The organism is Acinetobacter brisouii (assembly GCF_008993995.1).
Taxonomy (GTDB): domain Bacteria; phylum Pseudomonadota; class Gammaproteobacteria; order Pseudomonadales; family Moraxellaceae; genus Acinetobacter; species Acinetobacter brisouii_A.
On the sequence record NZ_BKNN01000046.1, the window covers coordinates 1 to 23,625 of the forward strand.

19 protein-coding genes, 2 tRNA genes and 1 pseudogene are annotated in these 23,625 nt (G+C 42.0%); 7 read left to right on the top strand and 15 right to left on the bottom strand.

Annotation, left to right across the window (positions count from 1 at the left end):
• Window positions 1-90: pseudogene (locus GBN19_RS15950) on the bottom strand (IS630 transposase-related protein); the annotation flags it as partial.
• Window positions 91-127: 37 nt separating this feature from the next.
• Here GBN19_RS15950 and GBN19_RS11115 point away from each other — a divergent pair.
• Window positions 128-319, top strand: coding sequence for a LysO family transporter (locus tag GBN19_RS11115; RefSeq protein WP_446053815.1), 192 nt, complete (start codon window positions 128-130; stop codon window positions 317-319).
• A gap of 17 nt (window positions 320-336) precedes the next feature.
• Here GBN19_RS11115 and GBN19_RS11120 read toward each other — a convergent pair.
• The 7 genes from GBN19_RS11120 to GBN19_RS11150 all read right to left on the bottom strand — a co-directional run bounded on the left by GBN19_RS11120 (window position 337) and on the right by GBN19_RS11150 (window position 7,126).
• Window positions 337-412 (bottom strand) — tRNA-Glu (locus tag GBN19_RS11120).
• Window positions 413-432: 20 nt separating this feature from the next.
• The gene (gene rnt, locus GBN19_RS11125; protein ID WP_151778184.1) at window positions 433-1,092 is read right to left on the bottom strand and encodes a ribonuclease T; all 660 of its coding nucleotides are present in this window, start codon (window positions 1,090-1,092) and stop codon (window positions 433-435) included.
• Window positions 1,077-2,111 carry a dihydroorotase gene (gene pyrC / locus GBN19_RS11130; protein ID WP_151778185.1) on the bottom strand — a complete coding sequence of 345 codons (1,035 nt, stop codon included), beginning with the start codon at window positions 2,109-2,111 and terminating at the stop codon, window positions 1,077-1,079. The genes rnt and pyrC overlap by 16 nt, the downstream gene beginning before the upstream one ends.
• 233 nt (window positions 2,112-2,344) lie before the next feature.
• Window positions 2,345-3,688, bottom strand: a complete 1,344-nt coding sequence (gene argG / locus GBN19_RS11135) for an argininosuccinate synthase (RefSeq protein WP_004753451.1) — start codon at window positions 3,686-3,688, stop codon at window positions 2,345-2,347.
• 259 nt (window positions 3,689-3,947) lie between these two features.
• Window positions 3,948-5,003, bottom strand: coding sequence for an aromatic ring-hydroxylating oxygenase subunit alpha (locus GBN19_RS11140; RefSeq protein WP_151778186.1), 1,056 nt, complete (start codon window positions 5,001-5,003; stop codon window positions 3,948-3,950).
• Window positions 5,004-5,032: 29 nt separating this feature from the next.
• A complete protein-coding gene (locus GBN19_RS11145; protein WP_151778187.1) occupies window positions 5,033-6,007 on the bottom strand; it encodes a PDR/VanB family oxidoreductase in 975 nt (324 codons plus the stop codon).
• 75 nt (window positions 6,008-6,082) lie between these two features.
• Window positions 6,083-7,126, bottom strand: coding sequence for an aromatic ring-hydroxylating oxygenase subunit alpha (locus GBN19_RS11150; protein WP_151778188.1), 1,044 nt, complete (start codon window positions 7,124-7,126; stop codon window positions 6,083-6,085).
• 120 nt (window positions 7,127-7,246) lie between these two features.
• Here GBN19_RS11150 and GBN19_RS11155 point away from each other — a divergent pair, with 120 nt between their 5' ends.
• The 5 genes from GBN19_RS11155 (at window position 7,247) to epmA (ending at window position 12,292) form a co-directional block, all read left to right on the top strand.
• A complete protein-coding gene (locus GBN19_RS11155; RefSeq protein ID WP_228271255.1) occupies window positions 7,247-8,170 on the top strand; it encodes a LysR family transcriptional regulator in 924 nt (307 codons plus the stop codon).
• A gap of 307 nt (window positions 8,171-8,477) precedes the next feature.
• The gene (tcuC, locus tag GBN19_RS11160) at window positions 8,478-9,770 is read left to right on the top strand and encodes an MFS transporter (RefSeq protein ID WP_151778190.1); all 1,293 of its coding nucleotides are present in this window, start codon (window positions 8,478-8,480) and stop codon (window positions 9,768-9,770) included.
• Window positions 9,771-9,982: 212 nt separating this feature from the next.
• Window positions 9,983-10,072, top strand: a tRNA-Ser gene (locus GBN19_RS11165).
• Between the two features lie 181 nt (window positions 10,073-10,253).
• Window positions 10,254-11,321 carry a 4-phosphoerythronate dehydrogenase gene (locus GBN19_RS11170; RefSeq protein ID WP_151708779.1) on the top strand — a complete coding sequence of 356 codons (1,068 nt, stop codon included), beginning with the start codon at window positions 10,254-10,256 and terminating at the stop codon, window positions 11,319-11,321.
• Window positions 11,318-12,292: an EF-P lysine aminoacylase EpmA gene (epmA, locus tag GBN19_RS11175; RefSeq protein WP_151778191.1), complete on the top strand. Its 975-nt coding sequence runs from the start codon at window positions 11,318-11,320 to the stop codon at window positions 12,290-12,292. The genes GBN19_RS11170 and epmA overlap by 4 nt, the downstream gene beginning before the upstream one ends.
• An 18-nt stretch (window positions 12,293-12,310) precedes the next feature.
• On the opposite strand, the gene GBN19_RS11180 is transcribed toward epmA, so the two are convergent.
• From GBN19_RS11180 to ahcY, 7 genes are all read right to left on the bottom strand, one after another.
• Window positions 12,311-13,555: a multifunctional CCA addition/repair protein gene (locus GBN19_RS11180; protein ID WP_151778192.1), complete on the bottom strand. Its 1,245-nt coding sequence runs from the start codon at window positions 13,553-13,555 to the stop codon at window positions 12,311-12,313.
• A gap of 80 nt (window positions 13,556-13,635) precedes the next feature.
• Entirely contained in the window at window positions 13,636-15,909 is a 2,274-nt protein-coding gene (locus tag GBN19_RS11185; RefSeq protein ID WP_151778193.1) for an NADP-dependent malic enzyme, read from the bottom strand.
• Window positions 15,910-16,054: 145 nt separating this feature from the next.
• The gene (locus GBN19_RS16240; protein WP_266095385.1) at window positions 16,055-16,435 is read right to left on the bottom strand and encodes an EAL domain-containing protein; all 381 of its coding nucleotides are present in this window, start codon (window positions 16,433-16,435) and stop codon (window positions 16,055-16,057) included.
• The gene (locus GBN19_RS16245) at window positions 16,365-18,884 is read right to left on the bottom strand and encodes an EAL domain-containing protein (protein WP_266095386.1); all 2,520 of its coding nucleotides are present in this window, start codon (window positions 18,882-18,884) and stop codon (window positions 16,365-16,367) included. The genes GBN19_RS16240 and GBN19_RS16245 overlap by 71 nt, the downstream gene beginning before the upstream one ends.
• Before the next feature lie 117 nt (window positions 18,885-19,001).
• Window positions 19,002-19,721 carry a 16S rRNA (uracil(1498)-N(3))-methyltransferase gene (locus GBN19_RS11195; protein ID WP_151708784.1) on the bottom strand — a complete coding sequence of 240 codons (720 nt, stop codon included), beginning with the start codon at window positions 19,719-19,721 and terminating at the stop codon, window positions 19,002-19,004.
• A 22-nt stretch (window positions 19,722-19,743) separates the two neighbouring features.
• Entirely contained in the window at window positions 19,744-20,580 is an 837-nt protein-coding gene (gene metF, locus GBN19_RS11200; protein ID WP_151778194.1) for a methylenetetrahydrofolate reductase [NAD(P)H], read from the bottom strand.
• Between the two features lie 127 nt (window positions 20,581-20,707).
• Window positions 20,708-22,090, bottom strand: coding sequence for an adenosylhomocysteinase (ahcY, locus tag GBN19_RS11205; RefSeq protein ID WP_151778195.1), 1,383 nt, complete (start codon window positions 22,088-22,090; stop codon window positions 20,708-20,710).
• A 226-nt stretch (window positions 22,091-22,316) separates the two neighbouring features.
• On the opposite strand from ahcY, the gene GBN19_RS11210 reads away from it, so the two are divergent.
• Entirely contained in the window at window positions 22,317-23,348 is a 1,032-nt protein-coding gene (locus GBN19_RS11210; protein ID WP_228271256.1) for a DUF4917 family protein, read from the top strand.
• Window positions 23,349-23,625 lie beyond the last annotated feature (277 nt).

A 23,625-nucleotide genomic window follows, 5' to 3' on the forward strand; every position in this document is an offset into this window, starting at 1 on the left:
AATTTCAAATTGTGCAGCTACCGCTCGAATAGAATAACCTTCCTCAAGCTTAGCTAAAATTTTACGTCTAAAATGTTCTGAATAACTCATTGCACCATTGTATTGGTTTTATAATGATTTGACTATATTGCTGTTTTTATGCGGGCGCAGTTTGCCGCAAAGTGTGATTGGTGTCTGTGGTGCAACGGCAATGGATTCAACTTTGCCATTTATTAAGCAAAACTGTCGAAGTCAAGATGTTCAGTTGGCTTTATTTAGCGGGTTTATTTTGACGTTGATCGCACCGTTTTTGATTGTGCTGTTTGCGTCATTGAAATGATTGAATAATCAAATAGATGGCGTCCCTACGGGGATTCGAACCCCGGTTACCGCCGTGAAAGGGCGATGTCCTAGGCCTCTAGACGATAGGGACGTTGCGAGGATGGCGGTATCTTAGTGATCCGCCGTTAAACTGTCAAGCAGGTGCGGAGACAGTTTGTTCAAAATATAGCAAAACAGTTCAGCAGTCTTTTGCGTATCGTATAAAGCAGAGTGTGCTTCTTTACCATCGAACTCAATTCCTGCCTGAATGCACGACTTCGCTAAAACCGTTTGACCGAACATTACGGCACTTAAAGTCACCGTGTCGAATACAGAAAAACTGTGGAACGGGCTTTGGTTTTTGGTGCCAGTACGGGCAACTGCCGCTTGTAAAAAGCCCAAGTCGAAATGTGCATTGTGACCGACCAGTACCGCATGGGTACATTGCTGGGCACGACGAACGTCATTCAAAGATTTAAAGATACGTTTGAGCGCTGACTTTTCATCTTCGGCCATCGCCACGCGCAGTGGGCTGAAAGGATCAATCCCGATAAAGTCGAGTGAGCGACGATCAAGGTGAGCACCTTCAAATGGATTGATGTGTGCATGAAATGCTTGACCTGGGACGAATTCACCTTGTTCATTGTAAACAATTGGAATACAGGCGATTTCGAGTAAAGCATCGGTTTGGGCATTAAAGCCTGCGGTTTCAACATCGACCACCACAGGCAAAAAACCACGAAAACGCTGACCCATTAAGGGTGCAGTAGAATCGGTCACACTTTTCTCCAATGGATGGTTTTTCCAGCGTAAAGCGGGATAATTTTTTGATCTTCCAAATAGTCGAAACTTTCAGGGATCACTTGGTCTTCTTTGACGAGGGTAATAGTGCTGGTATTGCGTGGTAAACCGTAGAAATCTGCACCAAAGAAGCTCGCAAAGCCTTCAAGACGTTCGATTTTACCGACCTGATCAAAGGCTTGAGCATAAAGTTCAATCGCTGTTGGAGCACTATAACAACCTGCACAGCCGCATGCATTTTCTTTGGCATTTTGAGCGTGTGGAGCACTGTCAGTACCTAAGAAGAATTTTGGGTTGCCGCTGGTTGCCACTTCAAGCAAGGTTTTTTGATGCGTTTGGCGTTTCAAAATTGGTAAGCAGTAGAAATGCGGTTTGATCCCACCCACTAACATATCGTTGCGGTTAAACAATAAATGTTGCGGTGTAATGGTTGCTGCGATATTGCGGTCTTGCTCAAGTACAAACTGTGCAGCATCACTGGTGGTGATGTGTTCAAGCACGACTTTCAGATCAGGGAACTGCTTCAAGATCGGAGAAAGAATTTCATCCAAGAAACGTTTTTCACGGTCAAAGATATCGACATGAGAATGGGTCACTTCACCATGTAGCAATAATGGCACTTGATGTTTTTCAATTTGTTCAATCACGGCATAGACTTTACGAATGTCGCTGACGCCATTGTCCGAGTTGGTGGTTGCACCCGCAGGATAGAGTTTGATGGCATTGACATGCTCAGACTCTTTAATCTTAATCACTTCATCTGGTGAAGTATGATCAGTAAAGTACAACACCATGCGTGGGTCAAAATGCACACCTTCTGGCACGTGCTGCATAATGCGTTCACGGTAGGCATTGGCTTCTTCCACAGTTTTGACAGGTGGAACAAGATTCGGCATACAAATCGCACGAGCGAATTGATTTGCAAGGTCTGGAACTGTGCGCTTAAGGGATAAACCATCACGCAAGTGAGCGTGCCAATCATCTGGCTGAATTAGAGTTAATGTCTTCAAGGGAAATTTGAGCTAAGAAATAAAACAAATGATAATGCAATTTACCGCAGAATGGTAATTTTACACATGAGTAAATCTGTCAAGACAAGCATTGCCTAGATAAAAAATGTGCGCACTTGAATAAGAGCTTGGTTAATTTATATTTTATGATAGCCAATTTAAAACATTCAGGCATGAGCAGTACAAAAAAAGCCACCTGAACTTAGGTGGCTTTTAACTTAAAATAAAATCAATTATTTGCTTTTATTTTCAAGTTGAGGAACTGCTGAACCTTGACCGAGTGACAACAAGCCAGTTTCGGTATAAAGACCAAGTTTGGCACGTGTATCGGTAATGTCGAGGTTACGCATAGTTAACTGACCGATACGATCCATAGGTGTGAACATTGAGTTACCTTTCTCCATGGTTAAACGCTCAGCTTCATAAGTGAGGTTCGGAGATTCAGTGTTCATGATGGTGTAGTCATTACCACGACGAAGCTCAATTGTCACTGTACCAGTGATTGCTTTGGCAACCCAACGCTGTGCAGTTTCACGAAGCATTAACGCTTGTGAATCGAACCAACGACCTTGGTACAACAAACGACCTAAACGTAAACCGTTGATGCGGTATTGTTCGATGGTGTCTTCATTGTGAATACCAGTCACTAAACGCTCGTAAGCAGTATGAAGAAGTGCCATCCCGGGCGCTTCATAGATGCCGCGAGATTTAGCTTCAATGATACGGTTTTCGATTTGATCCGACATACCTAGACCATGACGACCACCGATACGGTTGGCTTCAAGAATCAATTCAACTGGATTTTCAAAGCGTTGACCGTTCAGTGCAACAGGCATACCTTCTTCAAAAGTTACGGAAACTTCTTCAGGTTTGATTTGGACTTCTTCTTTCCAGAACGCAACGCCCATGATTGGGTCTACGATTTTGATGCCTGCATTGAGGTATTCAAGATCTTTTGCTTCGTGCGTTGCACCCAGCATGTTTGAGTCAGTCGAGTAGGCTTTTTCTTTTGACATTTTGTAGTCAAAGCCGTTGTCGATCAGGAATTGTGACATTTCTGCACGACCACCCAACTCATCGATAAACTGTTGGTCTAACCAAGGTTTATAGATTTTAAGGTTCGGGTTAGTCAACAAACCATAACGGTAGAAACGCTCAATGTCGTTGCCTTTATACGTTGAACCGTCACCCCAGATGTTGACATCATCTTCTTTCATGGCAGTAACAAGCATTGTCCCTGTAACTGCACGACCCAATGGTGTGGTGTTAAAGTAAGGAATACCACCAGTGCTGATATGGAACGCGCCACATTGAATCGCTGCGATACCTTCAAGCGCAAGTTGCATACGGCAGTCAATCAAGCGTGCTTTTACAGCGCCATATTGTTCTGCTTTCTTTGGAATGGCATCGTAGTCGTCTTCATCAGGCTGACCCAAGTTTGCAGTATAAGCATATGGTTCAGCGCCTTTTTGTTTCATCCACAATAAAGCTGCTGAAGTATCTAAACCACCAGAAAAGGCAATACCCACTTTTTTGCCTACTGGTACATGCTGCAAGATCGTTGCATTATCAGTCATTGCTAGTCCTAACTTATAAATAGGTGCCGCGAATTGGCTACCCTGAAAAATCTGTAAACATTTTATTGTAGCACTTTTCACCACAGATGTTTTTGCTAAAAATGCCGATGAAAGCAGATTTCATACAGCAGTTTTGACTAAAAACAGGGCTAAAGAACAGCTCGAATAAAGTTTGCCGAAAAATTGTGAACTTGAAAAGCAAAAATCCGTGATGGGGCACGGATCTTGCGGTAAACAATATGGGTAGAGTGGAGCTGAATTAAACCGTATAGCGTTTGCTTAAGCCCCAGTCTGCCAAAATGCGCCGATAAGCAGTCGATGAACGATCGGCTTCAAAATGCGCTTCCATGGTTAAATCCAGTGGTAATTCTTCAGGTTTTTGCGATTCGACCATGTCCTGATCTTCAGCAAAAATCTGGGCATTAAAGTCATACACGGCTTGCAAATCACCTGTGGTGTCAAAGTTACGGGTCAGCGGTACAAACAAACGGGTCTTGTTGTGCGACACAGGGCAGCAGGCATTGAGGATTTTTAAAACGCCATCGTTTGGAAAATCAATGCTTAAGATCGCTGAAAATGGCGGATAAACATCGAAAGTGCGTTTCCATAAAAAGTCTTCAGGCGCGAGATGTTGCATCCCATGCGGATAGTTGCTGACATTGCTCACGTATTCGGTATGTAAACCATAATCGGTTTTGACCGTTGAATATTTGGGTACAACGGGATTGTCACGGTTGGCAAAGGCTTGGTTATGTACCCAAGCGAAATGGGCAACATCAATAAAGCCTTCTAACTGGCGACCACTTGAACCTGCAATATCCACAAATGGCGGTAAAATTGCCTGATGTTCAGGTTGATCCCAAGTATCGAGGATAGGAAAGTTGGCTTTGGTCTCGTCACGACTGAGGATGCTTGTCCAAATCAAACCATATTTTTCGACCACTGGAAAACTGGTTAGTGAGAAGCGATCCGAGATTTTGGTGAGTTCGGGTTGTGCTGGAATTAGAGTGCATTTACCTTCGCTGTTATAACGTAAGCCATGATAAGGACAAATAATTTCTTCACCTTCCACCCAACCTTTGGTGAGTGGTACGCCACGATGCGGGCAAATGTCCCGAACCAAGCGAATCAGTCCGCTTTCAGTTTTATATAAAGCCAGTTTGACATCGAGCAGCATGACCTGTTGCGGTGTGCTGCTGACATCTTCAATACGGGCAACGGGATACCAATGTTGTGCCAAAATATCCCAATCGTCGCTGTCAAATTGGCTGTAGCAGGGTTTGTTGAGCAGTTGCGTGACTGGAATTGCGTTCATAGTGACTCCTAATTTTTTCTCTATCTTGTTTATAAATCTAGCTCAAGCACTGGGCTTTTGGCGCGTGAACAGCACAATGCGATGTATTGTTCACTGGCATTTTTTTCATTTTCGCTTTGTACGCTGTCTCGGTGGTCAACTTCGCCTGCCAAGACACGGGTCAGACATGCACCGCACATGCCCATTTCACACGATAAGGGAATACTGACCTGATGTTCAAGCAGTACAGAAGCGATACTTTGTTGTTCAGGCACATGAAAAATTTGTCCTGAACGTTGCAATTTAATTTGAAACCCAGCATCGGCAGCACTGTCGAGTGAACTCGGTTGCAATTGTGGTGGATGGAAGGCTTCCAAGTGAATTTGATCGGCTTGCCAACCCAGTTGCATGGCATATTGTTGATATTCATGCATAAAGCTTTCTGGGCCACACAAGTACAGGCGTTTGCTTGCTAAAGGTTGTTGCAAACTTTCGGGATGTTCAATTCGGAGACTTTCACCTAAAGAACTGTACAGCACATGGATTTTTCCAAATTTAAACCCTTGTCGCCAACGGCTAGTAAATGCTAAATGCAGCGGAGTTTTGACACAATAATACAACTCAAAAGTTTTCTTTTGTGCTTCAAGTTGTTCTGCCATCGCCAAGATTGGGGTAATCCCGATGCCTGCGGCAACCAGTAAATATTCCTCAGCCGTTTTAAGCGGAAACAAATTGCGGGGCGGAGAAATTTCAATGTGTTGCCCGACACGTAAATGCTCGTGAATGTACTGTGAACCACCACGCGACAGTTGTTCCTTTTTAACGCAAATCACATATTGATCTTGCTGGGTTGGATTGCCTGTTAGTGAATACTGACGTGTCATTTGATTGGGTAAATAAATATCAATATGTGCACCTGCTTGCCACGCTGGCAAGTTGTGCGGTTGCACAGGCAGTAGCGTGATGGCTAAATTACCTTCACCTTGCCGACCAATGCTATCGACAACCACTTTTAACTTTTCCATGTGCTTATCCTTTTTATTGTGATGAGAAAACCTTGCAAGATTTGAACCAAAACATGATTAAAATCCGAGTCAGGTTTAAACCAAAAAGAAATCACCAAACCCTGCTTTTTTCAAGCAGCGTCGAAACATCACCGAACTGCGGTCAGCAGGAATGTGCGCTTCTAAGCTGAGATCGAGTGGCAAGCGTTCAGGTTTTTGAGATTCGACCACGAGACGATCTTCCTCAAAAATTTTCAGGTTGTAGTCAATAATGGCTTGTTCATCATCCTCAAGGTCGAAGTTTTTTACTAGAGGGGCAAACAGACGGGTTTGTCTGGCTGAAACAGGGCAGGCTGCATTCATAATCACCATTTTCCCGCCATGATGAAAATGGATGGTCAACGTGGCAGTAAAAGGCACATGTAACTCAAAGTGTCGTAACCATTTAAAGTCAGGTGTGCCTTTATAGTGTTCACTGGCAGGGTAGTTGCCAACTGTACTCCAGTAATCGGCAGCAAAACCGTATGCAGTTTCGGTTGGATGGTAGTCGTTGACCAGTTGGTTGTCGGCATCAGCAAAGGTGCCTGAATGTACCCAAGCAAAATGTGCAACGTCTAAGAAACCTTCGACCTGACGACCTGCAAATGCTGCAATATCGACCGCTGGGCAGACCACGTGCTGAACGTCAATTTCATCCCACAAAGGCGTAGATGGAATGTCTGTGTCGCCTTGGGGGAGCAGGCACGTCCAGATTAGTCCATAGCGCTCAACACTCGGAAACGTGGTTAAATTCAGTTTGCTTGGAATCGCTTGGTTTGGACTCGATGGAATGCGGTTACAGTATCCATGTTCGCCAAAACGTAAACCATGATAAGGGCAGACTACACCTTCACCATCATGTTTGCCTAACGTCAGCGGTACACCCCGATGCGGGCAAGCATCTTTGGCAACGACCAGTTCTTGGTTGATGCGATACATCACCAAAGCTTCGTCGAGTAAAGTCGCTTTAACAGGTTGTTCACCAACATCGACACTGTGGGCAATCGGATACCAGTACTTCGCCAGCAGAAACCAGTCCGCTTCATGAAAGCTGCAATGTGCAGGTAAATTCAGTGTTTGAAATGCAATCGGTGAGTTCATAGAACCTGCCTACAAGAATTATTTTTGAGCTGTTTTCACTATGATTCCAAAAACCATTCTCGTCTATTACAATGATTTTGATTATCTGTTCTAATTTTTAGAATGCCTATGCACAACTCAATGCCGTTTTCGCGTTTTACAGAATATTTTATGGTGGTGGCTAAAACAGGCAGTCTGCGTAAAGCCGCAGAACAACTGTTTATTTCGGTGTCGGCTGTGCATCGGCAAATTGTGCTGGCTGAAGAACAGTTTGGAGTGCCATTGTTTGAACGTTTGCCCAGTGGTTTAAAACTGACTTTGGCAGGTGAGTTGCTGTATAGCGATTTACTGCGTTGGCAAAAAGACTTTCAGCAAACCTGTATCCGTTTAGATGAAATTCAGGGCTTAAACCGTGGTTCGATTCAGTTTGGCTTGATTGCTGCGCTCAGCGATGGTTTTGTGATTGAGAGTATTGCCGAACTACAGCAGCAACATCCATGGCTGAATTTTGAAATTAAGATTCAGGACAGTCAGAAAATTGCTCAGCAGATTATGCAGGCTGAACTGGACTTCGGTATGATTCTCGACCCTGTACAGCATGCGCATTTGGATGTCTTATCTTTTATTGAATTGCCACTGGGTTTTGTGATGTCGCCTGAACATCCACTGGCACAGCATAGCCAGTTAAGTTTGTCACAAACTTATGCAGATCGGCATATTATCGCGCAAGCGCCCTTAGTGATTCATGACCGTGTCGATGCCATTTATAAACGTCAGCAAATGTTGCCGCAGCAAAAAATTGAATCGAATGACATTCGCACCATGTTGTCTTTGCTCAAGAAAAATGTCGGAATTGCCTTGATGAGCTGGCTCGATGTCTATACTCATGTGCAACGTGGCGAACTGTATTTTATTCCTTATCAGGATGCCGCAATTCAACCCGTGACCCTTGCACTCTGTGTTGCACCAAAGCGTCAGTTGTCACGTGCAGCCCAATTATTTATGCAGCAACTTATGAAAAATATGCAGCAGGTGGATTTTGAAAATATGAGAAAAATCACTTAAATATAAGTTTTTAAATGAATTGTTATGTAGCCTACGTTGATAATTGAAATTGAATCACTTAATTTTAATGAATGGTGATATGTGTCACTTTTTAAATATTAATTATTTTAAATCATTGAAAATAAATAATTAAATTTAAATCTGTGTGAATTTTCTATCCTAAGGAATTTATTGAAAGATAAAATTTACAAAAAAATAATGATTAAGTGTTTAGAAAAAACACATGATTAATTTTATTTTAAGTTTCCATCAATATTGCAGGTCTATGCTCGAATGGTTTTTGTTCATTGATTATGGAGAATCAACAATGCAAACCGTAGAGGTCGCTGAAAAGAAACAGTCCCAAGTGCGTGCCATTTTTAATGTCACCAGTGGTAACTTTCTAGAACAATACGATTTTTTCCTGTTTGGTCTATATGCCAAATATATTGGTGAAACTTTTTTCCAGTCAGACAGTGCTTATGCAGCATTGATCAAAACCTTTCTGATTTTTGCAGTCAGTTTCCTAATGCGCCCGATTGGCGCATTGGTTCTCGGTCCTTATGTTGACCGTATTGGACGCCGTAAAGGCTTGATGGTGACTTTAAGCATTATGGCTTTTGGTTCGGTGATTATCGCTGTTACCCCAAGTTATCAAACACTGGGGATTACGGCTGCGGTTCTGATTTTTGTCGGCCGTTTGGCACAAGGCTTTTCGGCAGGTGTGGAACTGGGTGGCGTATCGGTATATCTATCTGAGATTGCCAAAGAGCATAATCGTGGTTTTATTACCAGTTGGCAGTCTGCCAGTCAGCAAGTCGCGGTCGTGTTTGCAGCACTTTTGGGATATGGCATCAGCATTGTGTTTACTAAAGCACAAATTCAGGACTGGGCTTGGCGTATCCCATTTATTGTGGGCTGCATGATCATCCCGATGATTTTCATGATGCGTCGTTCTTTAAAAGAAACGGAAGATTTTGCTTCGCGTCAGCATCATCCAACGACTAAAGAAATTTTGAGTAATTTGGCGAGTAACTGGCGTATTGTGATCTCGGGTATGCTGCTGGTCGCAACCACAACCACCATGTTCTACTTTATTACGGTTTATACGCCAACATTTGGTAAAGAAGTTCTACACTTAACCACCAAAGAAAGTTTGATTGCGACCATTATGGTGGGCGTGAGTAACTTTATTTTCCTTCCAATTGGTGGACATTTATCGGATAAGTTTGGACGCCGTACTTTATTGCTTGCAACCTCGTTCTTGATTTTACTGACGGCTTATCCGTTGTTGAACTGGTTAACGCATAGCATTAGCTTGGCTCACTTGATGATCAGCTTGTTGTGGTTGTCATTGCTATACAGTTTCTATAATGGCGCAATGGTGGTGACGTTAACCGAAATTATGCCTCGTGAAGTGCGTACCTCAGGTTTCTCTGTGGCGTATAGTTTGGCAACCTCAGTCTTTGGCGGCTTAACCCCTGTGATTGCAACCTTTATTGTGCAACAGACGGGGAGTAAAACTTCACCTGCATTTTGGCTGATGTTTGCTGCGGTTTTAAGTCTGATTACGGTTTTAACTTTGTTTAAACAAATGAAGTTGCGCCGTGTAACTGCATAACGTATTCAGAAATTTCGTTTAAACCACATCTTAGGATGTGGTTTTTTATGTAAGTTGATTTTGAATGCTACTGAGTTATTTATATAAATTGCTTTAAAAATAAACAAGATAGCATGGTTGATATGATTTTTGATGAAATAATATGCGTTTGATGCAGCATGATGAAAATTTTTCTTGAATTAAAATAAGAGTCTTTGTATTCTTACGCACATGGAAGCGTGGCAGAGCGGTTTAATGCACCGGTCTTGAAAACCGACGAGGGTGTGAGTCCTCCGTGAGTTCGAATCTCACCGCTTCCGCCAAATTCAAAAAGCCCTGACAATGTCAGGGCTTTTTTTATATTCAATATGCATATTGAGATGTCTGTTTGATGCTGAAGACTTTAGCATCATATATCTTGGTTCTTCATAGAATGAACTCATCTATAGCCTAACGCCTATTGGAACGCTATCATGAAGCCATCTAAAATTGTGGTGATCATGCATGAACATTGTTGCAGATGAAAATCTGGCATTTACAGACTATTTCTTTGCCGATTTGGCAGACATTCAACATCATGCAGGGCGAACCCTGACACAGCAAAACCTGACTCAGACGCAAGCATTATTGGTACGTTCTGTCACTCAGGTCAATGCAGCATTACTTGAAGGTACTCCTGTCGAATTTGTTGCCAGTGCCACCATCGGCACAGACCATCTCGACATTCCCTATTTGGAACAGCGTGGTATTACTTGGGCAAATGCAGCAGGTTGTAACGCGCAAGCAGTGGCTGAATACGTGATTACCGCACTGTTAAAACTTAAACCTGAACTAATTGATGCGAACGATGAGTTTTGTTTGGGAATAGTCGGACTGGGCAATGTCGGGACACGTTTAGCAGCTATGGCAAAACTGTTGGGCTGGAAAGTGTTTGGTTGTGATCCACTGGTACAGCGTGATCAGATTGAACAAGTTGATTTAGAGACTTTATTGCAACAGGCCAATGCAGTTTCTTTGCATGTACCGATGGTCAAAACAGGGCAACATCCAACTTATCATCTGATTAATGCTGAGCGTTTGGCACAGCTTGCGCCTGAAACCATTCTGATTAACAGCTCGCGTGGTGCAGTGATTGCCGAGCAAGACCTTATGGCGGATATTCGTCAAACGCAGCGCCAAGTCGTGCTAGATGTTTTTGAACATGAACCGATGATTTCTCAGGAATTGCTGGATTTAGTCACTTTGGTAACGCCCCATATTGCGGGTTACAGCCTTGAAGGTAAGGCACGTGGCACACAAATGATTTACGAAGCATTCTGCAAAAAATACCAGTTAGAGATCAATAAAGACTTTCGGACTCAGTTGCCTGCTTGCGAGCCATTTTTCCAAGGACAAGATTTAAAACAAGCTTTGGTGAAACATTTATCAGAAATCTATGATATTCAGCAAGATGATGCCAATCTACGTGCCTGTGTGGTTGATGGCTGGGTACATCAACCCGCTTTTGATGCCTTACGCAAAAATTATCCGCTGCGCCGTGAATGGGCTGCACATGGAGGGCCGCAGGCATGAGGCAGACCTTCCAACCGACTTGTGATCTTGAAGCTTTAAAAGCTCGCGCTAAAATGTATCAACGCATCCGCCAGTTTTTTGCCGAGCGCGATGTCATGGAAGTGGAAACCCCAATCTTGTCTCAGGCAGGTGTGACCGATGTGCATTTGGCTTCTGTACCTGCACTGCGTCATGTCAATGGTCAGCAGCACACCCATTATTTGCAGACTTCACCTGAATTTCCCATGAAGCGTTTACTGGCGAGTGGCAGTGGTGCGATTTTCCAGATCTGTAAAGTCTTTCGCGATGACGAACACGGGCGCAAGCACAACAGTGAATTCACCATGCTCGAATGGTATCGCCCTACATTTAGCCTAAGCGATTTAATGCATGAAACGTCTGCTTTGTTAAATGTTTGTTTAGCTGAACGTTTTTCTGAATTGCGCCCGATGGTGCTGAGCTATAAGCATGCTTTTCAGGATCGTTTGGACATTAATCCATTACAAGCGACCTTGGAACAACTCAAAGAAACTGCACGCCGTGTTGGGTTAAATCTGGACTTGGGCGATGACCGATTGGCGTATATGGACTTGCTGTTTTCGCACATGGTCGAGCCAAGTTTGGGCTTTGATACCCCTGTATTTTTAACTGACTTTCCACCTGAAATGGCTTCACTGGCAAAAGTTAAAACCGATGAAGATGGGGAGCAGGTCGCAGCCCGCTTCGAGGTGTATATTGAAGGTCTGGAACTGGCCAATGCCTATGATGAACTGGTCGATGCTGATGTTTTACGTCAGCGCTTTACGACAGACAATACTGAACGTGCAGCGCAGGGCTTAACAGTTATGCCGATTGATGAACACTTGTTGGCTGCCTTGCCGCACATGCCTGAATGTTCGGGGATCGCTTTGGGTATTGATCGTTTATTGATGGTTGCTCAAAATAAGTTAAAGCTTGAACAGGTGATTACATTTCCTGCGGATATTGCTTAGATCAGAAGACAACAGCCATCAAAATGATGGCTGCTGTTGCATTAAATATTCATGTTTTAACTGTGCCAACGCATCAATTCGACGTTGAATCAGCATTTCACCAATATCTGCACCCGTGATGTGGGCAGGCAAATCTTGTGCTTTGATATTGCGTACACACTCAATTGCAGCATGTAGATAGTCTGCTTGTGGGTAAGGACGGTGCTCTAGACCTAATCGACCACGAGCGTCACATTCACAGGCTTGGATAAATGCCACCACACGTTCAGGGCGACGTAAAACATCAAGTCGTTGCAGCAAACGCCAGAGCGTGCCTGCTTTTAAGGTAAATGCCTGATGGCATTTCAAATGTTCCTTACATACAACCAAAGCCAATTGCTTTATGGCAGCAGGGACTTTAAGTCGGTCACACAGTTCAGTCACAGGCTCAACACCGCGTTGTTCATGTAAAATATGGCGTGGCAAAATATCTTCTGGTGTCAGGGCTTTACCCAAATCATGTACCAAGACCGCAAAGCGTACTTCCAAGCTATAGTCAGCAAGACAAGCTTGTTGCAGTGACATAAGTGTATGTATGCCGCAGTCAATCTCAGGATGATATTCAGCACGTTGTGGTACACCGAACAAGGCATCAATTTCTGGAAACAGTATTTTTAATGCACCACAATCTCGGAGAACTTGGAAATAGACATCGGCATGTTTTTCCATCAGTGCACGCGAGGTTTCTTTCCAAACCCGTTCGGGGGTTAAGCAGCATAATTCGCCTGATTGGGCCAAATGTGTCATCAGTGCTAATGTTTCATCGGCAATTTTAAAACCATATTCGGCATAACGTGCTGCAAAACGGGCGACACGAAGCACACGCAAAGGATCTTCAGTAAAAGCATCTGAAACATGACGCAAGACTTTATTTTCAAGGTCTTGCTGACCCCCATAAGGGTCGTACAAATTACCTTCGGTATCTCGGGCGATGGCATTGATGGTTAGATCACGCCGAATGAGATCTTGTTCTAAATTAATATCTGGCGATGTGAAGAATTCGAAACCATGATAGCCATGTCCTTGCTTGCGTTCTGTACGTGCAAGGGCATATTCATCTTTAGTTTCAGGATGTAGAAAAACGGGAAAATCTTTACCAACAGGTTGAAAACCTTGTGCAATAAGCTGTTCTGGTGTTGCACCCACCACCACATAATCTTTTTCGTGATAGGGGTGACCGAGTAACTGATCTCGGACGGCACCGCCTACTAAATAAATTTGCATGAAAAAACCTCTATTCTTAGAGCAATCATGCAACAGAATAGAGGTTTGTACAAGTCTAAGCTTTAAGCTTAAAAGCCTGTTTAAGCGTGTTGTTCTTGCTGAATTTCAGCTACAGTTAACGCAGTCATATTCACCAAACGACGAGTCGTTGTGGTTGGTGTCAAGATATGAACTGGTTTCGCTGCACCAAGCAAGATTGGACCAATCGTTACATTGTTCCCTGAAGTTGATTTCAACAGGTTGAATGAAATGTTGGCTGCATCAAGATTTGGCATAATCAACAAGTTTGCTGAACCTTTGAAACGAGAGTTCGGGAATGCAAAGTGACGAATGTTTTCATCCAGTGCTGCATCACCGTGCATTTCACCTTCTACAATCAAATCTGGTGCTTGTTCAGTCAACAGACGATACACTTCACGCATTTTTTGCGCGCTTGGATCTTCTTGGTTACTGCCAAAGCTTGAATGTGAAAGTAATGCAACACGTGGCTCAATACCAAAACGACGAACTTCAGCAGCCGCCAAAATAGTCATTTCTGCCAATTGTTCAGCCGTTGGGTTGGTGTTGACGTAAGTATCAGCAATAAACAGGTTACGATCTTCAAGCATTAATGCATTCAAGGTAAAGAAGTTGTTCATACCTTCTTTTAAACCGAGCACGTTACGTACGAAGTCCAAGTGAATGTCGTAGCTACTGTATGTACCACACAACATCCCATCAGCTTTACCGAATTTCACCAACATTGATGCAATCAGTGTTGAACGGCGACGTGCTTCACGTTGAGCATATTCAACAGTGACACCTTTACGCTGCATAGTATTGTAATAGTCTTTCCAGAACTCTTCGTACAATGGGTTTTGTTCTTGGTCAACGATTTCAATATTTTCGCCATTTTCCAAACGTAAGCCCAATTGCTGAATGTTCGCTTCAATGACTTTGGTACGACCGACCAAGATCGGGAATGCCAAGCCTTCATCGACCACAACCTGAACTGCACGCAATACGCGAAGATCTTCACCTTCAGCATAGGCAATACGTTTCGGTGCACTTTTCGCTTGAGCAAAAATCGGTTTCATCACAAATGCTGAGTTATAAACAAACTCAGATAATTGTTGACGATATGTTGCAAAGTCTTCGATTGGGCGAGTTGCAACACCTGAGTCCATTGCTGCTTGTGCAACGGCTGGAGCAATTTCCAAAATTAGACGTTGATCAAGTGGACGTGGGATCAGGTAGTCACGACCAAAAGCAGCCGATTTTTCACCATAAGTTGATGCGTCTGCTTCAACGTGTGCCATGCGCGCAATCGCATGGACACAGGCAATTTTCATTTCTTCATTAATGGTCGTTGCACCAACATCTAGTGCACCACGGAAGATATATGGGAAACAAAGTGCATTATTGACTTGGTTTGGATAGTCAGAACGACCTGTCGCCATAATGACATCTGGACGTGCCTCGTGAGCATGTTCAGGTAAAATTTCTGGGTCTGGGTTTGCCAGAGCGAAGATAATTGGGTTTTCTGCCATTTTCTTCACCATATCTTTGGTGAGAATACCTGCTGCAGAAAGGCCAAGGAACATGTCTGCACCTTCCATGACTTCATGTAACTGAGTCTGTGGAATATCTTGTACATAATGTTTTTTAGAATCGTCTAGACCTTCACGTGACGTGGTGAGTAGACCACGAGAGTCAGCAACAGTAATGTTTTCTTTACGTGCGCCTAATGCACAAAGTAAATTCAAACAAGACAGTGCGGCAGCACCTGCACCTGAGGCAATAATCTTGATTTCTTCAATTTTCTTGCCTGTTAATTTCAATGCATTGAGTAATGCTGAACCAACAATAATGCTGGTGCCGTGCTGATCGTCATGGAACACAGGAATGTTCATGCGTTCACGCAATTTTTTCTCAATGTAGAAACATTCTGGTGCCTTGATGTCTTCGAGGTTAATCCCGCCGAATGTTGGTTCAAGTGCTGCTACGATATCGACAATTTTATCTGGATCGTTTTCGGCAATTTCGATGTCAAAAACATCTACACCAGCAAATTTCTTAAACAGGACACCTTTACCTTCCATTACAGGTTTTGAAGCAAGTGGGCCAATATTACCTAGACCAAGAACGGCAGTACCGTTACTGACCACGGCAACGAGGTTACCACGTGCTGTATATTTTGCTGCTGTTGAAGGGTCACGCGCGATTTCTAAACATGGCGCCGCAACGCCAGGTGAGTAAGCAAGGGCTAAGTCGCGTTGGTTAACCAGTTGTTTGCTTGGCGTAACACTGATTTTACCTGGGCGTGGAAATTCATGATAATTTAAAGCTTGCTGTTTTAGTGTTTGATCGTCCATTTGCATCTCATTTACAACAGTTAATCCAGTAACTTAAGGGTCCTGGCATAAAAAAGTCTAATCGACTATAGCATTTGTTTTTCTTTTCGGACAGTTACAACAGCCGAAAAAATCCTATGCGAATGATGTTCACCATAAATTTTCGTTATGATAGGGGAAGTTTATTCTGAAAAGCTTGTAAATACAGGCTTGCATCAACTTTGTTCAATGGTTTTGCATAGTAAAAACCTTGTGCAATATCACATTGTTTTTCTTTTAAGAAATTTAATTGATCTTGAGTTTCTATGCCTTCAGCCACAATTTTTAAGTCCATTGCTTTGCCCATGGCAATAATTGCATTGATAATGGCATGGTGGCGTTTCATATGCATATTTTGTACAAAGCTTTTATCAATTTTGAGAACATCAAAAGGAAATTCAGTTAAATATGCCATCGAAGAATAACCTGTACCAAAGTCATCTAAAGATAACTGAATATCGCGCTCTTTGAGTTGGCGTAACAGGTTGTGAATATATTCTGTATTCAATTAGTGAGGCTTCGGTAATTTCGAATTCAAGGTATTTACCTAATAGGCCATAGCGCTCTAAGGCTTCATCAACATGTTCGATGAGTTGTCCACGGTAGAGCTGTTGAGCATCGATATTGATGGACAGTTGAATTTCAGGAAGTCCTAAGTCGAGCCATTCACGCAGTTGCTGAGTTGCAGCCAATAGGACATATTCCCCAATATCCGAGATCAGACTGGTTTGTTGTGCGGCTGCGAGAAACTGTGTGGGTAACAGTAAACCACGCTCAGGGTGATTCCAGCGAATTAATGTTTCAAAACCAGCAATATTGCCACTACGAATACAGATTTTAGGTTGGAAATAAACTTCAAGGTCTTTATTTCTGAGCGCTTGGCGAAGTTCATTTTCGAGATTGACATCTTTCTCATACAAGCTGTCATGGGCTTTGGTGTAATACTGGATGGTATTCCCCCCTAAACGTCGTGCATGATTCAGTGCTTGTTGGGCGCAGTGATTGAGTTGTTCAAACTGAAGTGCCTGATCAGGGTAGATTGCAATACCAATCGAGAGTGTGAGCAACAATTCTTGCTCTGCGACTTTAAATGATTGGTGGAAGTTAGTTTGAATTTGTTCACAAATTTTTTGGATACTGGGTGACACATGGCTGAGTTCATAGGCAATTACAAAATCCTCACGCGTGAGATAAGCCACCATCATGGCGTTGGGATTGCATAAACGTAAACGTTGTGCGACCAGTTTGAGTAATTCAGAGGTATTTTGATTGCCTAAAAACTCATATAAAGCAGTAAAGCGGTCGATTGAAAGTCGAATAATTGCCAGTTGCTGGATGCTATCGCTATGTGTAATTAAAAACTGGTAAATTTTGTAGTTGTAATAAAAGCGATTGGGTAGATTGGTGACAATGTCATAGTTTTCCAAATAAGAAACGCGTTTTTCTTGTTCTTTGAGTTTGCTTAGATCTGAGAAAATCCCAACATAATTGACGATGCGCTGCTTATTATCACGAATGGCATTGAGTCGAAGGCGCAAACTGAGTTCTTTACCTGAGCTAAATTTTTCATCAAATTCGCCATCAAATTCTGCATTTTTCAGCAGTTGTTCTGTAATCGAATAATGAAAACTGCGTTGTTTTGGTCGATAATTATCTGTAATTTCAAATAATTGCTTACCGATGACTTGGTCGGCATTGAGATTGGATAATGTGTAAAAATAAGGGTTGGCTTCAACATAGCGTAGCTGTTCATCGAGCATGACAATCCCCGTTTCAACATGGGTTATGATATTGGCAGCTTGCTGAATACGGTCATGATCTTTTTTTTGTCGATCAATGTTTTGAAAAATTCCAATCATGATCAAGGGTTGAGAGGTTTCAGGATTGTATTGAATCACTTTGCCTGTGTTGATGACCCAAATCCATTGACCATGTTTGTTTTTTACACGATATTCACATTCGAAAATGTCTGTTTTATGTTCAAAATGTTGTTGTAATTTTTCCACGCACAGACTGATATCTTCAGGGTATAGTTCTTGTGCGAGATGTTGTTCTAACGACGAATAAGCAAGATTTTTGATCATTTTGCCATTAATTTCAAAGGTCGCCAATTGCAAATTCCATTCCCATGTATGCACAGAAGCAATTGCATTCGCCATTTCAATGGTTTGTTTTTGTTTTTCTAAAATATGGGTTCGTTCATGAATCGTCTGTTCAAGATGCTGAGAGTATTCTTGTAACTGACCTTCAATGGTTTTTGAGCGTTGCATTTCTTGTTGGAGTTCGTTGCAAACGCGTTGAGAGTATTGTACTTGTTGCTCTGCGGTATGAATTAGCTGATCATTGCGTAGAAATAATTTGGCAAGTTTTAAGTGCATGCGGTTTAAACTAAAAGCACTAATGCAAATCACAATAAAAATAAAATCAAAAGCAAAATAAAAGAGTTGATTAAAAATTTTTTGATTAATCGGTTGTAGCAATAAGATTGGAAAAACGGCAGGTAAGGACACCAAGAAAAAATAAGGTAAGCGTTGCGTTAAGTAAATTAGACAAAAAATTTGGCAACACAAAATCAGGCTGAGTGACAAATATAACGTGTCATAAAACAGAATTTGGTTATATTCAGCAGGTAAATATAAGTGTAATAGATATACCCCAATGCCAATGCTCAATCCCGTACCTGCACTAATCACTTGATTAAATAGATCAATCGATTGAATGCTGAAGTCTTTTTTTACTAAGAAAAATTGTAGGAAAACAAATCCGAAACAAAAATAAAGAGTACTGCCGAATAGCCAAATATTGAGAGGGTGAATATCTTGCGGATAATTAAAATAAAAATTAAGAAAAACAGAAGTACAAACAATAAATGCACCAAGCAGCAAATAACGAAGGTTATCTGCTGACTGCTTAATCTGACGCGATGTGATTCCTTTCCAGAAAGCATCGTTTTGCATAAAGGGCATTCAAAATCCGTTGAGAGGGACAAGCTAAAAACAATAGCATTAACATAATATTGTTTAAAATAAATGTATATGCCTGAATGCGCCACAATGCTGACTTTTTCTATAACTTTATAAAATGTAATTGAGAATTGAGAGAGCAACAACAGGTGCAGTTTCAGTCCGTAACACACGTTCACCGATACACCAGTTTTTAAAGCCGACAGCATTGGCTTGATCAATCTCATCTTGACTTAAGCCACCTTCAGGGCCAATCAGTAAAGCCAGATCAGGTGAGGCTTCTTTTTTAATATCAAAAGCTTCTGTGTCTGGTGCAAGCACCAGTTTTGTTGTTGGTAAAGCATCTGCATTTTTAAGCCATTCTTGTAATGAAATCGGTGGCAAAATTTCAGGTACAAGATTTAAACCGCATTGTTCACATGCGGCAATCGCAATGCCTTGCCAGTGGTCAATTTTCTTTTGATCACGCTCATACTTGAGGCGCATTTCACAGCGTTCACTGGTCAATAGCTGAATTTGATGCACCCCAAGCTCAGTGGCTTTTTGAATTGCGTAATCCATTCGGTCGCCTTTACTCATCACCTGACCCAATAAAACTTTGAAGTTTGGTGTGCGGTTGGCAGGTTCAAAAGAGATCACCTGAATATAGGCATTTTTTTTATTAATTTCGGTCAGTTCAACCAAATATTCGCCACCTTGCCCATTAAACAAGATGGCTTGTTCATTTAACTTTGCACGTAAGACTCGAACCCAATGGTGAAACACCACCTCAGTTAACTCTAGAGATTGACCTACGGTTAAGGTTGCTTCGATAAAAAAACGGTTACTCATTGGGTTTGAAACCTGTTACAAATTAAGCGAGTCCAAGGTCAGTCACAAGCTGACGCGTTGGATTGGTGTTGTTCATGGTGTAGAAGTGCAAACTTGGCGCACCACCTGCGATGAGGCGTTCACACAGTTTCACCACAACTTCATGACCAAAGGCTTGAATACTTTGACTGTCATCGCCGTAAGCTTGAAGCTGTTTGCGAATCCAGCGTGGAATTTCAGCACCTGTACCATCGGCGAAGCGAATTAGGTTGTTCGCGTTGGTAATCGGCATAATGCCAGGGGCAACAGGAATATGTACGCCCAATTTTGCAATACGTTCAATAAAGTAGAAGTAAGCATCTGGATTGAAGAAAAACTGAGTAATTGCGGCATTTGCGCCTGCATGTACTTTTTCTGCAAAGCGTTGAATGTCGAGGTCAAAACTTTCAGCTTGTGGGTGCATTTCAGGATATGCAGCCACTTCAATTTTAAAATGGTCGCCTGAGTGTTCACGGATAAAGCGAACCAAGTCCTGTGCGTATGGCAATTCACCTAAGCCGACCTGACCTGAGGGTAAGTCACCCCGTAAAGCCACAATACGGTCAATCCCTTGAGATTTATATAAATCTAAAAGTTCAGCAATACGGGCTTTGTCATCACCAATACACGATAAATGCGGTGCAACAGGTGTGCCTTTGCCATTGAAATCACGGATTGCAGCGAGAGTGCGTTCGCGGGTTGAACCGCCTGCGCCGTAAGTAATAGAGAAAAATTCTGGATTGAGCGGTTGTAATTCTTGATGTACAACACGAAGTTTTTCTGCGCCAATATCAGTTTTTGGAGGGAAAAACTCAAAGGAAATTGGTACACGTTTAGTCATTGCAAATCCTTTTTGATCATTTACCCTCATCCTGACTTTCTCCTGAGTGATGTTGAACTCTGGAGAAATGCCCTCTCCTGAGCAGCTTTTAAGCACCGCACAAGAGAGGTGAGGAGAGGTCTAAAACTTAGTATTTATAAGCATCAGATTTGAATGGACCTTCAACAGGTACACCAAGGTAATCTGCTTGCACTTGAGTCAATTGTGTCAACACGCCACCGAAACCTGCAACCATTGCTGCTGCAACTTCTTCATCCAATTTTTTCGGAAGAAGTTCAACACGGATGTGGGCTTGTTTTTCTGCTGCTGGAAGATCAGCAAATTTTTCAGCAAACAAGTGCATTTGACCTAAAACTTGGTTAGCAAAAGAACCGTCCATCACACGTGATGGGTGACCCGTTGCATTACCAAGGTTGACTAGACGACCTTCAGACAACAAGATCAAGTAATCATTTTCGTTTTCTGTACGATAAACTTGGTGAACTTGAGGTTTAACTTCAACCCACTTGTAACCACGTAAGTAGTTGGTGTCGATTTCTGTGTCAAAGTGACCGATGTTACATACCACAGCGCCTGCTTTTAATGTATCTAACATTGCAGAGTCACAGACGTGATAGTTACCTGTAGTCGTTACGATGAGGTCAGTGTTTTCAAGCAAATCAAGGTTGATGTCTTCTTTTTTGCCTGTTTGTACGCCATTTTTGTATGGAGAAACAACTTCATAGCCGTCCATACATGCTTGCATTGCACAAATTGGGTCAACTTCAGTCACACGAACGATCATGCCTTCTTGACGTAAAGATTGCGCTGAACCTTTACCCACGTCACCATAACCAATCACCAATGCACGGCGACCAGAAAGCAGCATGTCTGTACCACGTTTGATGGCATCATTGAGTGAGTGACGGCAACCGTATTTGTTGTCATTTTTAGACTTGGTGACAGAGTCATTCACGTTGATTGCAGGAACTTTCAACGTACCGTCACGGAACATTTCGTGAAGACGTTGTACACCTGTTGTGGTTTCTTCTGTAATCCCATGAATACGCTCAAGAAGCGCTGGGTATTTGTCATGAACAAGTGCAGTCAAGTCACCGCCATCATCCAAGATCATGTTGGCATCCCAAGGTGCGCCATTCACGTTGATTTGTTGCTCTAAGCACCAGTTGTATTCTTCTTCAGTTTCGCCTTTCCAAGCAAAAACTGGAATACCGCGTGCAGCAATTGCAGCAGCAGCGTGGTCTTGAGTCGAGAAAATGTTACATGACGTCCAACGAACTTCTGCGCCCAATTCAACCAAAGTTTCAATCAAAACAGCAGTTTGAATGGTCATGTGGATACAGCCAAGAATTTTGGCACTCGCAAGTGGTTTTGCAGCAGCATAGCGCTTACGCAAGCCGATCAAAGCTGGCATTTCTGCTTCAGCAAGTTTGATTTCTTTACGACCGTAGTCAGCAAGATTGATATCGGCAACTTTATAATCAGTAAATGAAGCATTAACCGCGTTCATCACGATCTCCTTTTAATAAAACAATTGTTGATCATTCAGTTCGCGGATGCCGTTGTTGGTTAAAAGAATATTTAACCGATCGTCGAGCCTGGCGCTTTTACATTTGGTACCTGTAAAACGTCGCAGCATCCCTCGACTAGCGAAGTATTGTACTTGGAAATGTGCTGAGTTCCAATGTGAAATTGGCTAATATCTGTCTAACAAGAAAATTTTAATAGTGAACAGAATGAACAAAAGCTTTTCTTATGAAATAAAACAGTGGAACGATATAAAAGATGATTACGTGGGGGCAAGTTTAATTATTGGGAATGGCGCAAGTATCGCTTTACATAAAGAATTTGATTTTAGATCTTTAAAGAAAAAAGCAGAAGAGCTGCAACTTTTTGATGAAGATGTTGCAATGCTTTTTAACGAGTTTAAAACCTCTGATTTTGAGCTGATTCTTCGATTGGTTTGGCATGCGAAATTAGTTAATGAAAAACTGAAAATTAAAGATCAAAAAACAGATGAGGCGTATCAAAATATTAAAAATGCACTCATTAAAGTTGTGCAAGAAGTACATTGTCCGCGAGCGCATATTCAAGATCAATTACCGCAATTGTATGAATTTACTAAAAGCTTTAGCACCATTGTATCTTTAAATTATGATTTGCTGATGTACTGGATTTTAATGTATGGCAACGATACAGAAATCAATGATGATGGGCATGTTTTTAAAGATTGTTTTATTGGGGGTGGGGCGTTTGATCAAGATTGGGAAAGATTTAGAAATTCTTATCGACAAGAAAAAACAATTACTTTGACATTTTACCAACATGGTAATTTGGCAATTTTTAGAGATATTTTTAATGATGAGAAAAAAGTAAAAACTTCAGAGCATTTACAATTATTAGAGACGATCACTCAATATTGGACAGATGATAAAATTCCTTTATTTATCGCTGATGGAACAGGAGAGAAGAAAGGAGAATCTATCAAGATAAGTCCATATCTGAGTACTATCTATTATGAAGTTTTACCAAGTTTAATCAGTGAAAAATGTAATTTAGTAATTTATGGATGGGGGATGGGAGAACAAGAATCACACTTGGTTAAGCAAATTTTTAAGTATCAATCAACGGCTAAAGTTGCAATTTCAACGTATTCAAAAGATCAGGGAGAGTGTCATCGTATTTGTACTGAAATTAAAACACTTGCTCCAGAAGTTGAAGTGGAGTTTTTTGACAGTCAGAGTTCGGGTTGTTGGAATAATTCTTGAAGAACAAAAATGAAAAAAAGCAGACCTCCAAAGATCTGCTTTTCTCTTGCGCTTAAAAATACTTCAAAATCGCAATCTGTTTATTGGCATGCTTAAATTTTGAAAATGCCTGAACTGCAGGATACAGTGCAACCAGTAAAATCAGCATGATGAACCGTACCGGGTTTGTCGGAGAGTCAATATTCTGAGAGACTACCCCGATGACAAAATTAAAATATACCCCTGAAATCAGAGAAAGAGCGGTTCAATTATTGATTGAATCTGAAAAAGATTATCC